Source organism: Flavobacterium erciyesense, assembly GCF_018069925.1.
Taxonomy (GTDB): Bacteria; Bacteroidota; Bacteroidia; order Flavobacteriales; family Flavobacteriaceae; genus Flavobacterium; species Flavobacterium erciyesense.
Map to the genome: position 1 here is coordinate 274,235 of NZ_JAGPXB010000003.1, position 13,794 is coordinate 288,028.

Consider the following 13,794-nt stretch of genomic DNA (forward strand, 5'->3'; position numbering starts at 1 on the left):
AAATAATTACAAAAAAGTATGAAAAAAGGAATCTCAATTTTAATTGTTATAGTAACAATTTTAGTAGTGTTATTATATTTTCAGTTTAATTATACCAAAAAAACTAATGAATTAGGAAATGCAAATCAAATCGAAGGGCTAACTGTATTTACAGACAATAACCCCATTTTGGAATATGAGTTCCTTGGAACCGTAAAAGTTGATACATCCAAATTACAAGATGCCGAGTACGATCATATACGTGACCAATTGATCATAAAGGCAAAAACACAATTCGCAAATGCACAAGGTATAATTATTACTCCAAAGGATAAAAAAGCTGTAGTGATTCGTTTTAAAAATTAAAATTCAATCACAAAAAAAATTGTTAAATAAAAAAGATAAGAAGATTTATAATTTTTGGTTTACTTGCAATTGCATTCGGATGCAATTGCAAGCAATCAAAAGCAACAAGCAATATTCTTGGGTCAAAAAATAATAGTATATTTGATCAGCGTTGCTGTTCAATTAAACAAAGCATTTAATAAAAGCTAATTTTAAAAATCCGAAAAATGACAGGACCTGACAAGGATAGTGTTTTTCCTCTCACAAATTACGATCGACTGTGTTTTTTAAAAAATACAATCAAAAACACATAAATGAACTTTCAAATACAGAATAGCAACAACAACGACACCGACGAAATTTTCCGTTTATACAAAATCGCCACTGATTTTCAGAAGACGAGATTTACCCATCATTGGCCACAATTTGATAGAAAACTTGTTGAAATTGAAATTTCAGAAAACAGACAATGGAAAATAGTTGTAGATGGTAAAATTGCTTGTGTGTGGGCGACAACTTTTGATGATCCACAAATTTGGGAGGAACGCAACGAAGAACCAGCTGTTTATATTCACCGTATTGCAACAAATCCTGATTTTCGAGGACAAAATTTAGTGGGTAAAATTGTAGAATGGGCAAAGAATTATGCCAAAGAAAATCAAAAACAATTCATAAGAATGGATACAGTTGGCGATAATTCAGGATTGATTACTTACTACACAAAATGTGGCTTTGAGTTTTTAGGTTTATTAAAACTTAAGAATACCGAAGGACTTCCTGCACATTATGAAAACGCAACGGTAAGTTTATTTGAAATTGACTTAAGGTCTAAATAAAAAATAGGGAATCTGAACTGCGTTGATTTTTAACATGTTCCTAAAACCGCTTCCAAAAGATCTCCTATTTTTTTGACAATTTAGAAGAAGCTTACAAAACACTTTTTCCCGATCTCTATTTTTAAAATAATAGTATATTTGATCAGCGTTGCTGTTCAATTAAACAAAGCATTTAATAAAAGCTAATTTTAAAAATCCGAAAAATGACAGGACCTGACAAGGATAGTGTTTTTCCTCTCACAAATTACGATCGACTGTGTTTTCTAAAAAATACCATCAAAAATCCCAGCATCATCGTGGGCGATTACACATACTATGACGACTTCGAAGATGTGTCTAATTTTGAAAAAAATGTAAAATACTATTTCGATTTTATTGGCGATCAACTCGTTATTGGTAAATTTTGCATGATTGCCTCAGGTGCCACTTTTATTATGAATGGCGCTAATCATTTGACCAACGCACTTAGCTCCTATCCGTTTGCAATTTTTGGTAACGGTTGGGAACATGCCATGCAAGATAAAAGCTATCCAAACAAAGGAAACATCAACATTGGCAACGATGTTTGGATTGGTTACAACGCCACCATTATGGCCGGCGTTACCATTGGCGATGGCGCAATTATTGCAGCAAATGCTACCGTGACCACTGATGTTCCGCCCTATACCGTTGTAGGCGGAAACCCCGCTCGTGAAATTAAAAAACGATTTCCAGAGGAAGTAATCAAAAAGCTATTAGAAATTCAATGGTGGCATTGGCCAATAGATAAAATAACCCGAAATGTAGAACACCTAACAGCTTGTGATTGGGATAAATTAGTCGAATAACATCCATTTAAATCACAACTATGATCTCAGAATTATTCGAAATTATCGGTTTACTTTCATCATCAAATATTCCCGAAACAAAGCAAAGTCGTACTGAAAAAGTAATACTTTGCTTTTTCTATTTTACTTTGATTTTTGCTGGTATTTTTGTCATACCGCTCTACAAAACGGCTGTTCAATTAGGAATTACCACTGTTGTACTTTGCTGGTTTATCATCGCGTCAGTTATACTTACAGCTATTAGTTTGCTGCTTTTCAAAATCAATAATTGGCTGTCGAATATTCGATTTTTCACTTTCGTTATGCTTTCGACTGCTTTAGTGCTTTTATTTTATCTTGTTTTAATTTTAGCTTATAATTATCTGCTTTAAAATTTTAAAATCTGAAATGCCTCGAGAGATTCGATGAAATCCAACCCGTTTTACAAGAATTCCATAACTATAATCGAACAGATTTCTCATTTTTATCAATAGGATTTCCATTACTACAAAGAACAAAAAAGCAAGGTGTCGAAAATAGAAGAGAGAGTAACTTTAGGCTATGTCATTTAGAAATACAATGACAAGAAATTAGAGGCTGTTGTTCTGTTTGGCGCAAATAAAACTGAATTTTTAACGTAGTTGATTACACCAAGCTGTGGTCGGTGAAAGAAAAAATCGCTTGTTTGGAAAACCTCATTGAATTAAACAAATAGATTTCTGATTGCTAAATCATTACGGGATAAAATTTAACCAAAAGGTAACGCAACCAAAAGCTCCATTAGTTATCTTTAAAAAAATATTTAACTATGAAAAAAACAGTACTTCTCCTGCTGGTTTCAATTTTGTTTGTTTCGTGTTGGCTACCAAACGATCCAAATGACTTTCCGGGACAAGAATACCAACCTGTCATTATCACTCGGAGCGCACTTGAAACATCTATCGCTTTTCAAAACGCTCAGCCCATTGTTAAATCAGGAAAAATTTACATTAAAGGAGATTTAATGTTTATTAACGATGTCAACAAAGGGTTTCATGTATACGATTATACAAATCCAAGCAAACCTGAACGACTCTATTTTATAAAGGCGCCAGGTGCCACTGATTTAGCTGTTAAAGGCAATACCATGTACATCAATCAAGCAGTAGATTTGGTCACGGCTACTTTTGATCCCGCTACAAGAATTTTTAAGGTCACCAACCGAAATAAAAATGTGTTTCCGCAAAAGCAAGCTCCAAATGGTTTTCAAGGCTACACGAAAGAAAATGAAATCATAATTGACTGGAATTTAAAAAAATAATCATGAAAAAAATTATATTCATATTTCTTTTAGCGCTTTCATTCGGTTGCTCTGAGAGTGATAGCGCATCAAACGATAGCACCGGACAAGGCGGCTCACTCGCTGTTTTTGCCCTAAAAGACAACTATCTTTACAGCGTAGACCACATGAAATTAAATGTCTTTTCGTTAATAAATGGCGAAAAACCAGTTAAAGTGAACGATATTCCTATTGGCTTTGACATAGAAACGCTATTCGCTTATGGAGACAACTTATTTATTGGTTCAAGAAACGGAATGTTTATTTATTCAATAAGTAATCCTGAAAACCCAACCAAATTATCAAGTGTACAACATTTTACCGCTTGCGACCCTGTAATTGCCAATAGCACACATTCCTTTGTAACATTGAACTCAAACACTACTTGTGGGAATAACACAAACGTTTTACAAGTTTACGACACTAAGGACCTTAAAAATCCGAAGTTAATTCATAGTAGAAACCTTATGCAACCGAAAGGAATTGGTTTTTACACTGCAAAATACCTTTTGGTTTGCGACGATGTACTCAAAATATTCAACATCGAAAATCCGTCTGAACCTATTTTGGTTCATGCTATTGACAAAAATTGCTTTGATGTAATTATTCGAGACAATACCTTGTTTGCTATTGGAGATAAAGGGGTATACCGTTATAAAATGAATCCAAACGATATCAAAGACATCCAACTAGAGAGCGAAACAAATTTTTAATTTTTCTCCTTCGAGGAATAGATAAAACGACTTTTTTTAAAGTCGTTTTTTTTATGTAAAACGAATACATTTACCTTAATTAGGAAGTTAAATCATTCAAATTGTTTTTGTAGTTCTGAGATCAATTAAAATAAAAAAACGAATAAACTAAAATGTCCGAAATCATCATAATAAAAAACAAACCGAATTGGATTATTGCCCTAACATTTCCTTTTGTGTTGTTAGTTTTAATAATGATAATGCTTGTTTTTTTACCAATTTTCTCGGCAAGCAATACGTACTTACTATCTATTATAAATTATATTTTTGCTTTAATTCCGTTCCTTGGATTCTTTATACTCTTCCTTTACATTTGGTTATGGAATACTTTCGGCAGGGTGATTATAGAGATTTGTCCTCAAAAAGTAAAAGTCACGAATAAAAATAAACTTTTCGATAAGCCAAAAGAATATCTAAGATCTGAAATAGAAAAAATTAGCATTGTAAATTTTGACATAGAGAGGACACGCTATTTTATTCGTTTGAATTATCTATTTTCAAATTCACACTACTCCATTGCGATAAAAAAAGGCAGCCATATAATCAGAATTGTTGATTGGCTTAGTAATGAACGCGCAAAAGACATTCTTAAGAAGCTAAATCGGTAAATTAAAGCACATACTGACTACTGGAGCCGCTAGCGCGAGCGTCTCGCTCGTGACCACAAAGAATACAAACTTTGCAAAAATTAAAGCCCGATAACCCTGATTTGCAAGCTGTTTTTACAACCGTATTCAAAAACACTACCAACAATTTAGTAATCTATGAGAAAGTCACAAAGTTCTATCTCTCCTATTTTCAACCAAACAGTAACCTAAAAACAAAAATGAATCTAAAAATTACGGCCGCACTCAGATATCATTTTTTGACGTAAATTGCTTGAAATAAAATTTGATATGCGATTACTATTTATTTTGATTTGTTTGTGTTGTTTGTGTTGTTTTTGTTGTACAAGTAAAAAAAATGTCATAAATCCAGCAGCAGTATTAGCACTAGAAAAGAGAGTTAGGCCTGTGCATGATACGATTGGTTTTACAAAATACAGTTGGCAATTAGATTCTATTTATAACCGTTTAGGAATTAAGGATTCTAAAAATAAGATGCAATGGAAAGCAGCTATAAGTCCGCATGACGATTATAAATACGCTGGACGGTTGTATTATGAATCGCTTAAAGGGATTAATGCCAACACAATTATTTTAATTGGAGTTGCACATCGCGCTCGCAACTTTAGCCTTCAGGACAAAATTATCTTTGGAGATTTCACACATTGGCAATCGCCTTATGGTGCTTTAAAAGTGTCTGATTTAAATGCTGAAATCATGGCGAAATTTCCAAAATCATCCTACTTAGTTCATAACGAAATGCAAGAGTTAGAACATTCATTAGAAGCTATAGTACCTTTTTTACATCGCAAAAATAAGAACCTACAAATTATTCCAATACTGGTGCCGTACATCAATTACGAAACAATAGATAGCATTAGCAATGCGCTTTCTGAAGTGGTATCAAAAATTTTAAAAGAAAAGCATCTTGAATATGGAAAGGACGTCGCAGTTGTCATTTCGAACGATGCAGTACATTATGGTAATGAAGAATGGAGTGGCGATTTGGCTCCTTTTGGAGTTGATAATGAAGGCACCAAAAAAGCTAGGGCTTTTGATATGGAAATTATTGAAAAATGTTTAGTAAACGAAATTAGTCTTGAAAAAGTAAAAACCTTTACCGAATACACCGTAAAAAACACAGATTACAAAGAATATAAATGGGTTTGGTGTGGAAGATATTCGGTGCCATTTGGAGTGAGTTTTGCCAATAAATTAAATCTGACATTATCAAACAAACCACTGAAAGGGACTTTTTTAAACTATGCATCAAGTATTGATCATGAACTTATAAAAGTAGAAGATTTAGGTATGGGAACTACGGCTATCGCTACTCAAAAACACTGGGTAGGTTATGCAAGTATCAAATACGAATAGTTATCAGTTTCAAGGGCAAAATTCAAATTAGTATTTTCACCTATTAAGTTTACACGAAGCTAAAAATGTAATCCTTAAAACGATATTACAGCTTTTTTTAATTTTTTTTTTTAAATTCGTTTGATGACAAAACAAATAATTTAAAACTATAGTACCATGAAAAATTCGACTCCGATTCAAATTGCGCTGAGTAAAACCAAAATGAAATTTTTACTTTTAGGGTCCATTTTATTTATATTAATTGGCATTTGGTTTGTTTCTAATCCGCCCGAGGGTTCGAGCAATTGGTTTAAAAATGAAACCGTGATGCGAATTTTAGGAGGTCTTGCGATTGTGTTTTTTGGAGGTCTAGCAATTAGTATTTCCCGAAAATACAACGATAAAAAACCGGGTTTACAGATAGACCAAGCCGGAATCACAGACAATTCAAGTGCTGTATCTGCTGGATTAATACCATGGGATGATATCACCGCGGTAGAGATTGCACAAGTAATGAACCAGCAATTTTTATTAATTATTGTGCAAAATCCTGAGGACTATATTAATCAAATTACAAATCCGATTAAAAAAGGAGCAGTCAAAATGAATTACAAGTCTTATGGCACACCAATCACTATAACTTCTACCGCATTAGAGATTGATTTTAGTGAACTACAAAAAGTAATACTTGAGCAAATGCAAAACTACAAAGCACAATAATTGTAATGCATTAGTATGCTGATAAACAAATTGGATCTAATTTTCACTGTAGTAACGAGCTTCAATCCTTTTAATATCCTTAATAGATTTTTTGGCCCACTCTAAACGTTTTTCTAGAATTTCGTTTTCGCTTAAGTGCCAATCAATGTTGGAGTTGCGCAATCTATTGGTTAGGTTTTGAATGATTATCGCTGCCGAAACGGAGATATTCAAACTTTCAGTGAAACCCACCATAGGGATTTTTAAAAAACCATCGGCACGTTGCAAGATTTCCTCAGATAAACCGTCGCGTTCGGTGCCAAAAAATAAGGCACTGGGTTTAGATATATCAAAATCTTCCATCAAACAATCGTTATCATGTGGCGTGGTAGCGATAATTTGGTAACCTTTATTTTTTAAAGTGTCAACACAAGTGGTTACACTGTCAAAGGTGTTAATGTCAACCCATTTTTGGGCTCCCATGGCAATTTCTTTATCGATACTTTTTCCGTAACGCTGTTCAATTACGTTCAGTTCTTGAATTCCAAAAACCTCGCAACTGCGCATAACAGCACTCGTATTGTGCATCTGGAACACATCTTCAACAGCTATGGTAAAATGTTTGGTTCTGTTTTGCAATACTTTCAAGAATTTCTCTTTGCGATTATCGGTGAGGATATTTTCAAGAAACTCGAGATATTTTAAATCGATCATGTGGGATTATTTTTTGGCAAAAATAGTAAAAAAGACTAGTTTTATGTTTTATAGAACAGCGAGTATTGATCTCTTACGAATTGTGCTTTGAAAGTTAAACGAAGTACGCTTACGGGATTTGCGTGAGGGATTAACGCGGCATCCTTTATGGGCTTTTTTTGCCCATAAAGATAGAGCAGAAAGCCCGGTCGCCGCGGCGAACACGCCCAAAAAAAAAATAGAACATGAAAAAGAAATTAGTAGTTTTAACTGGCGCTGGAATTAGTGCTGAAAGTGGTATTAAAACGTTTCGGGATAGTGATGGACTCTGGGAAGGGCATAACGTTCAAGATGTGGCCACGCCCGAAGGTTGGTATAAAAATCCGGCTTTGGTACTCGATTTTTACAACCAAAGGCGCCGACAGCTCAAAGAGGTTACTCCTAATGCAGCTCATTATATTTTAGCAGAATTGGAGTCGGAATTTAATGTGCATATCATCACTCAAAATGTAGACGATTTACACGAGCGTGCTGGCAGTACGCAAGTATTGCACCTGCACGGGGAATTGTTGAAAGTGCGCAGTACGCGGAACCCCGATTATATTTTGAACTGGACCGAAGATTTGAATTTTGGCGACTTTGATGAAAATCAAAATCAATTGCGCCCGCACATTGTGTGGTTTGGCGAAGAAGTTCCTGCATTGGAAGAAGCGGTGGCAATTACAGAAACTGCTGATTATTTTGCCGTGATAGGCACCTCGTTACAAGTGTATCCGGCGGCAGGTTTGATTGATTTTACCAAAGTGACAACACCTTTATTTTACATTGATCCCAAACCGATTAAGATTCCGAATTTGAGAAATCAACTGCAAGTGATTCCTGAAATTGCATCAAAAGGAGTTGAAATCATGAAAGATAAATTACTACATAAAATACAATAAGATTGGTAATAGCAAGGGCAAAAAATCAATTATTTAGAGTAATAAAAGTCTAAACTTATAATCCATTACTTGTAACTTATAACTATTTTTGCACCTTTCGAACAAACAACTAAACAATGACTACTTTAAACGAATTGAATGCTATTTCTCCAATTGATGGAAGATATAGAAGTAAAACCCTTTCTTTAGCTCCATTTTTCTCTGAAGAAGCTTTGATCAAATACCGCGTACTAGTTGAAATTGAATATTTCATTGCTTTGTGCGAAGTGCCTTTGCCACAACTTGCTGGAGTGAATTCGGATTTATTTGAAAGTTTACGCAACATTTACCAAAATTTTTCGACAGAAGATGCACTTTGGATAAAAGAAACAGAAAAAGTAACCAACCACGATGTAAAAGCGGTAGAATACTTTATTAAAGATGCTTTTGAAAAACTAGGTTTGTCACAATACAAAGAGTTCATTCATTTTGGGTTAACTTCCCAAGACATCAATAATACTGCGATTCCGTTATCGACTAAAGAGGCTTTTGAAAAAGTATACTTGCCCTCGTTAATCGCTTTGACAGCAAAGTTGAAAGAATTGAGCGTGGAATGGAAAGACGTCCCAATGCTAGCCCGCACACACGGACAGCCTGCCTCACCTACTCGATTGGGTAAAGAAATTGGCGTTTTTGTAGAACGACTAGAGGAGCAAATGCGTTTGTTATTCAATATTCCGTTTGCAGCTAAATTTGGTGGCGCTACTGGAAATTATAATGCACACCATGTAGCTTACCCACAAATTGATTGGAAACAATTTGGAGGGAAATTTGTAGAAGATATTTTAGGTTTGCACCACTCCTTCCCAACCACACAAATAGAACATTACGATCATTTTGCAGCGTTTTTTGATGCGTTAAAAAGAATAAACACTATCATTATTGACTTGGATAGAGACATTTGGACGTACGTATCAATGGAGTATTTCAAGCAAAAGATAAAAGCAGGCGAAATAGGATCTTCAGCCATGCCGCACAAAGTAAACCCAATTGATTTTGAAAACTCAGAAGGAAACTTAGGGATTGCCAATGCTATTTTTGAGCACCTTTCGGCAAAATTACCAATTTCAAGATTGCAACGTGATTTAACTGACAGCACCGTTCTTAGAAATGTGGGTGTGCCAATAGGTCATACCATCATAGGATTTGAAGCTACTTTGAAAGGATTGAATAAATTACTCTTGAACGAGCCTAAATTTCACGAAGATTTAGAGAAAAACTGGGCTGTTGTTGCTGAGGCAATTCAGACAATTTTGCGTCGTGAAGGATATCCAAATCCATACGAAGCCTTGAAAGGATTGACACGAACTAATGAAGCGATTGATAAAAACGCCATTCATGGTTTTATTGCAACATTGGATGTATCTGACGCTATAAAAGCCGAATTAATGCAAATTACACCAAGCAATTTCTTGGGAATCTAAACCTCGATATTGTTATACTTTCCTAAAATCTGCTTTTGTCACTTGATAAAAGCAGATTTTTTTGTTATTTTAGTCAAAATTCAAAATTTATGTTTCCCTTTTTATCCACTTCAATAGTTCATTTACCCGATTTAATAACTGATTTAGGTTTAATCTTAATCACTGCTGCCATAGCTGTTTTGTTATTTCGAATTATGAGACAGCCTTTGGTTTTAGGGTATTTGGTTGCAGGATTTTTAGCCAGTTCTGAATTTGATTTTTTCCCAACAGTAAAAGATGTTAATAGTGTAAAAGTTTGGGCCGAGATAGGCGTTATTTTTTTACTTTTCAGTTTAGGTCTTGAGTTCAGTTTCAAAAAACTGGTAAAAGTAGGTGGGACTGCCTCTATCACCGCGTTTACACAAATTATTTCACTCGTTACCTTAGGCTTTTTTACCGGTCAATTTTTGGGATGGAATAAAATGAACAGTATTTTTCTGGGCGTGATATTATCTATTTCATCCACTACCATCATTTTGAAAACCTTTGATGAACTTGGTGTAAAATCGCAAAAATTTGCTGGAAACGTAATTGGTTCACTGATTGTTCAAGATATTATTGCCATTTTGATGATGGTTTTGCTCTCAACAGTTGCAGTGAGTCAGCAGTTTTCAGGAATGGAATTGGTGCAATCCGTTTTAAAACTGATTTTCTTCTTGACGATTTGGTTTGTAGTCGGAATCTTTTTTATTCCAACCTTATTAAAAAAAGCCAAACATTTATTAACCGATGAAATGATGTTGATTATTTCGTTAGCCTTATGTTTACTAATGGTGATTTTTGCAGCAAACGTTGGATTTTCGCCAGCCCTTGGTGCCTTTATTATGGGATCTATCATTGCCGAAACCACACAAGCCGAACACATAGAACATCTGGTAAAACCGGTAAAAGACTTATTTGGCGCTGTGTTCTTTGTATCTGTAGGAATGTTAATTGATCCCAATACACTCCTAGAATATGCTTTTCCAGTGGCAGTTTTGACATTAATCGTAATCTTTGGGCAATCCATCAGTTCTACTATAGGTTCTTTGCTATCGGGACAACCGCTTAAACAATCCATACAATCCGGAATGAGTTTATCTCAAATTGGAGAATTTTCATTTATCATTGCCACATTGGGAACCACCTTAAAAGTAACTAGTGATTTTTTATATCCTATTGTTGTAGCGGTATCTGCAATTACCACTTTTACCACACCTTTTATGGTCAAGTTTGCCGAACCGTTTTCGGTTTTTGTTGAAAAGAAACTTCCTAAAAGATGGGTAAAAAGAATTCAATTGTACAGCTCTAATACCGAAGAAATAAAGTCATTAAGCAATTGGCAAATTGTAATGCGAAGTTATCTCACACAAGTGGTGCTGCACTCTATCATTATTGTTGCCATTATTTTACTTTCGTCAAATTTTATTCTTCCGTTAGTAGAAGATTCAAAATTTGGAAATGCTATTGCTGCATTGATTACACTGATAATTTTATCACCATTCTTGTGGGCGCTCTCGTTAAGAAGAGTTGCAGTGAAACAAGTTCAAATTTTATTAGAGCAAAAAAAGCATTATGGCCCGATTATCATGTTGGTACTTTTTAGAATTGCTCTTGCTCTATTTTACGTTGGATTTATTTTAAATACATTTTTCTCTGCAGGAATTGCTGCAATAGCTTTTTTAATTGCGATAGGTGCTTATATCTTATTCCCGAAAAAATTACATGCCGTTTACCATAAAATTGAAGATCATTTTATGACCAACTACAATGATCGAGAAATTAGAAAAGAAAACAAACGTCAAAGCACACTGTCTCCTTGGGATGGCCACATGACAGAATTTGAAATTGCCAAAGAATCTAATTTAGCTGGCAAAACTCTTGAAGAATTAAAAATTAGAGAACAGTTTGAAATTAACATCGCCTCAATTAAAAGAGGAGAGGTTGTAATTAATATTCCTTTGCGCACTGAACGCTTATTTCCTGGCGATGAAATTAGTATCATCGGTACGGATGCACAAGTCAAACAATTTAAAACCTACTTGGACAAAAATGAAATTGATGTCGCGGAGGCAGTTGTAGAAACAGATATTGTACTTCAAAAACTAGAACTAAAAAACCGTGTTTGTATCGGCAAAAGTATTCGAGAATCACAAATTCGAGAAAACACTCATGGTATTATTGTTGGTATTGAACGCAACGGAAAACGTATGTTAAATCCGGAATCTCATCTCATATTAGAGGAAAGTGATATTTTATGGATTGCAGGCGAGAAGAAAAAAATCGCCGCCTTTTTGAGAGCTTAGTTTAACTTCCATAAAAAAAACCATTAAGAAAAGTACGTTTCAACAGCAATTGAAATCTTGTGTAATTTTCTTAATGGTTTTATTTTAATGAAATCCTTGAGCTATTTCTAATACTCATCTGAAATTTGCTCTGAAACTATCTTGAATAATTAGGAGCTTCTTTTGTAATGGTTACATTATGTGGGTGACTTTCATTAATTCCACTAGCAGTAATGCGAACAAAACGACCAGTTTCTTGCAAAGTAGGAATGTCTTTTGAACCACAATATCCCATTCCGGCACGAAGACCACCAATGAATTGTTGCATACTTTCGTTCAATTCTCCTTTGTAAGGTACACGACCTACAATTCCTTCAGGAACTAATTTTTTAACATCATCTTCAACATCTTGAAAATATCTGTCTTTTGACCCTTCTTGCATGGCTTCAACTGAACCCATACCGCGGTAGGATTTGAATTTACGTCCTTCAAAGATGATTGTTTCTCCTGGAGATTCCTTGGTCCCTGCCAGTAAAGATCCTAGCATCACACAATCAGCTCCAGCAGCAATCGCTTTCGGGATATCACCAGTGTAACGAATTCCACCATCAGCAATAACTGGAACTCCTGTTCCTTTGATAGCAGCAGCTACTTCAAGCACAGCAGAAAATTGAGGAAAACCAACTCCAGCAACAATACGAGTAGTACAAATTGAACCAGGTCCAATTCCTACTTTTACACCATCAGCGCCATTTTCAACTAAATAGCGAGCAGCTTCAGCAGTAGCAATATTACCTACAATTACGTCGATCTGTGGGAATTTAGATTTTACTTCTTTTAGAGTATTTACTACACCTTGTGTATGTCCGTGAGCAGTATCAATAATAATAGCATCTACACCTGCATTTACAAGTGCTTCGGCTCTTAAAACTGCATCAGCGGTTACACCAATAGCAGCAGCAACGCGCAAACGTCCGTATACATCTTTGTTGGCGATAGGTTTTTGGGTTAATTTGGTAATGTCTCTAAAAGTGATTAAACCTACCAATTTATAATCTGCATTTACAACAGGTAATTTTTCGATTTTATATCCTTGTAAAACTACTTCGGCTTGTTCTAATGAAGTTCCTTCGGCAACAGTAACTAGATTTTCGCTAGTCATTACCTCAACAATTGGTCGAGAACCGTTTTTTTCAAAACGTAAATCTCTATTGGTAACAATCCCTTTTAATGTTTTATTTTCATCAACAATTGGAATACCACCAATACCAAATTCTTTCATGGCATTTTTAGCATCTGCAACAGTAGAACTCAATGGTAAAGTTACTGGATCGATAATCATACCTGACTCCGCACGCTTTACTTTTCTAACTTTTGCAGCTTGCTGCTCAATAGTCATATTTTTATGTAAAACACCAATTCCACCTTCTTGAGCCATAGCTATTGCCATAGCACTTTCAGTTACTGTATCCATAGCAGCAGATACAATTGGAACATTTAGTGTAATATTTTTAGAAAATTTTGATTGAATACTCACTTCGCGGGGAAGCACATTTGAGTAATTAGGAACTAATAAAACATCATCGTAAGTTAAGCCTTCACCGATAATTTTAGAGTTGTGTGCGATCATTGCAATTGTAGTTGGAGTTTAATTGCGTGCAAATATACACAATCTTACGCTAAAAATAAAGAACAATG

Annotated in this window: 13 protein-coding genes; 11 read left to right on the forward strand and 2 right to left on the reverse strand. The window is 34.8% G+C overall.

Features of this window, described 5'->3' with window-relative positions; genetic code table 11:
* Positions 1-18 precede the first annotated feature (18 nt).
* The 8 genes from KBJ98_RS05655 (at position 19) to KBJ98_RS05690 (ending at position 6,717) form a co-directional block, all read left to right on the forward strand.
* Complete coding sequence (locus KBJ98_RS05655; RefSeq protein WP_210788656.1) at positions 19-345, forward strand: hypothetical protein; 327 nt, start codon at positions 19-21, stop codon at positions 343-345.
* A gap of 293 nt (positions 346-638) precedes the next feature.
* Positions 639-1,160: a GNAT family N-acetyltransferase gene (locus tag KBJ98_RS05660; RefSeq protein ID WP_210788657.1), complete on the forward strand. Its 522-nt coding sequence runs from the start codon at positions 639-641 to the stop codon at positions 1,158-1,160.
* A 203-nt stretch (positions 1,161-1,363) separates the two neighbouring features.
* On the forward strand, positions 1,364-1,987 hold the full coding sequence (locus KBJ98_RS05665) for a CatB-related O-acetyltransferase (protein WP_210788658.1): 624 nt from the start codon (positions 1,364-1,366) through the stop codon (positions 1,985-1,987).
* Between the two features lie 787 nt (positions 1,988-2,774).
* Positions 2,775-3,266, forward strand: coding sequence for a hypothetical protein (locus KBJ98_RS05670; RefSeq protein ID WP_210788659.1), 492 nt, complete (start codon positions 2,775-2,777; stop codon positions 3,264-3,266).
* A 2-nt stretch (positions 3,267-3,268) separates the two neighbouring features.
* Positions 3,269-3,997 carry an LVIVD repeat-containing protein gene (locus KBJ98_RS05675; protein WP_210788660.1) on the forward strand — a complete coding sequence of 243 codons (729 nt, stop codon included), beginning with the start codon at positions 3,269-3,271 and terminating at the stop codon, positions 3,995-3,997.
* Between the two features lie 152 nt (positions 3,998-4,149).
* Positions 4,150-4,644 carry a hypothetical protein gene (locus KBJ98_RS05680; protein WP_210788661.1) on the forward strand — a complete coding sequence of 165 codons (495 nt, stop codon included), beginning with the start codon at positions 4,150-4,152 and terminating at the stop codon, positions 4,642-4,644.
* Between the two features lie 288 nt (positions 4,645-4,932).
* Positions 4,933-6,018 (forward strand): AmmeMemoRadiSam system protein B, encoded by a 1,086-nt coding sequence (gene amrB, locus KBJ98_RS05685; RefSeq protein ID WP_210788662.1) that lies wholly within the window; start codon positions 4,933-4,935, stop codon positions 6,016-6,018.
* Between the two features lie 156 nt (positions 6,019-6,174).
* Positions 6,175-6,717: an STM3941 family protein gene (locus KBJ98_RS05690; protein WP_210788663.1), complete on the forward strand. Its 543-nt coding sequence runs from the start codon at positions 6,175-6,177 to the stop codon at positions 6,715-6,717.
* A 36-nt stretch (positions 6,718-6,753) separates the two neighbouring features.
* On the opposite strand, the gene KBJ98_RS05695 is transcribed toward KBJ98_RS05690, so the two are convergent.
* A complete protein-coding gene (locus KBJ98_RS05695) occupies positions 6,754-7,410 on the reverse strand; it encodes a TrmH family RNA methyltransferase (protein ID WP_210788664.1) in 657 nt (218 codons plus the stop codon).
* A 224-nt stretch (positions 7,411-7,634) separates the two neighbouring features.
* Between KBJ98_RS05695 and KBJ98_RS05700 the strand changes: the two genes are divergently transcribed.
* The 3 genes from KBJ98_RS05700 to KBJ98_RS05710 all read left to right on the forward strand — a co-directional run bounded on the left by KBJ98_RS05700 (position 7,635) and on the right by KBJ98_RS05710 (position 12,117).
* The gene (locus KBJ98_RS05700; protein ID WP_210788665.1) at positions 7,635-8,330 is read left to right on the forward strand and encodes an SIR2 family NAD-dependent protein deacylase; all 696 of its coding nucleotides are present in this window, start codon (positions 7,635-7,637) and stop codon (positions 8,328-8,330) included.
* A gap of 116 nt (positions 8,331-8,446) precedes the next feature.
* Entirely contained in the window at positions 8,447-9,793 is a 1,347-nt protein-coding gene (gene purB / locus KBJ98_RS05705) for an adenylosuccinate lyase (RefSeq protein ID WP_210788666.1), read from the forward strand.
* Between the two features lie 89 nt (positions 9,794-9,882).
* A complete protein-coding gene (locus KBJ98_RS05710) occupies positions 9,883-12,117 on the forward strand; it encodes a cation:proton antiporter domain-containing protein (protein ID WP_210788667.1) in 2,235 nt (744 codons plus the stop codon).
* A gap of 136 nt (positions 12,118-12,253) precedes the next feature.
* On the opposite strand, the gene guaB is transcribed toward KBJ98_RS05710, so the two are convergent.
* Positions 12,254-13,726, reverse strand: coding sequence for an IMP dehydrogenase (gene guaB / locus KBJ98_RS05715; RefSeq protein WP_210788668.1), 1,473 nt, complete (start codon positions 13,724-13,726; stop codon positions 12,254-12,256).
* Positions 13,727-13,794: the final 68 nt, after the last annotated feature.

Coding starts and splice junctions, on each gene's coding strand:
- KBJ98_RS05655 (WP_210788656.1), top strand. CDS start 19: ATGAAAAAAGGAATCTCAATTTTAATTGTTATAGTAACAATTTTAGTA.
- KBJ98_RS05660 (WP_210788657.1), top strand. CDS start 639: ATGAACTTTCAAATACAGAATAGCAACAACAACGACACCGACGAAATT.
- KBJ98_RS05665 (WP_210788658.1), top strand. CDS start 1,364: ATGACAGGACCTGACAAGGATAGTGTTTTTCCTCTCACAAATTACGAT.
- KBJ98_RS05670 (WP_210788659.1), top strand. CDS start 2,775: ATGAAAAAAACAGTACTTCTCCTGCTGGTTTCAATTTTGTTTGTTTCG.
- KBJ98_RS05675 (WP_210788660.1), top strand. CDS start 3,269: ATGAAAAAAATTATATTCATATTTCTTTTAGCGCTTTCATTCGGTTGC.
- KBJ98_RS05680 (WP_210788661.1), top strand. CDS start 4,150: ATGTCCGAAATCATCATAATAAAAAACAAACCGAATTGGATTATTGCC.
- amrB (WP_210788662.1), top strand. CDS start 4,933: ATGCGATTACTATTTATTTTGATTTGTTTGTGTTGTTTGTGTTGTTTT.
- KBJ98_RS05690 (WP_210788663.1), top strand. CDS start 6,175: ATGAAAAATTCGACTCCGATTCAAATTGCGCTGAGTAAAACCAAAATG.
- KBJ98_RS05695 (WP_210788664.1), bottom strand. CDS start 7,410: ATGATCGATTTAAAATATCTCGAGTTTCTTGAAAATATCCTCACCGAT.
- KBJ98_RS05700 (WP_210788665.1), top strand. CDS start 7,635: ATGAAAAAGAAATTAGTAGTTTTAACTGGCGCTGGAATTAGTGCTGAA.
- purB (WP_210788666.1), top strand. CDS start 8,447: ATGACTACTTTAAACGAATTGAATGCTATTTCTCCAATTGATGGAAGA.
- KBJ98_RS05710 (WP_210788667.1), top strand. CDS start 9,883: ATGTTTCCCTTTTTATCCACTTCAATAGTTCATTTACCCGATTTAATA.
- guaB (WP_210788668.1), bottom strand. CDS start 13,726: ATGATCGCACACAACTCTAAAATTATCGGTGAAGGCTTAACTTACGAT.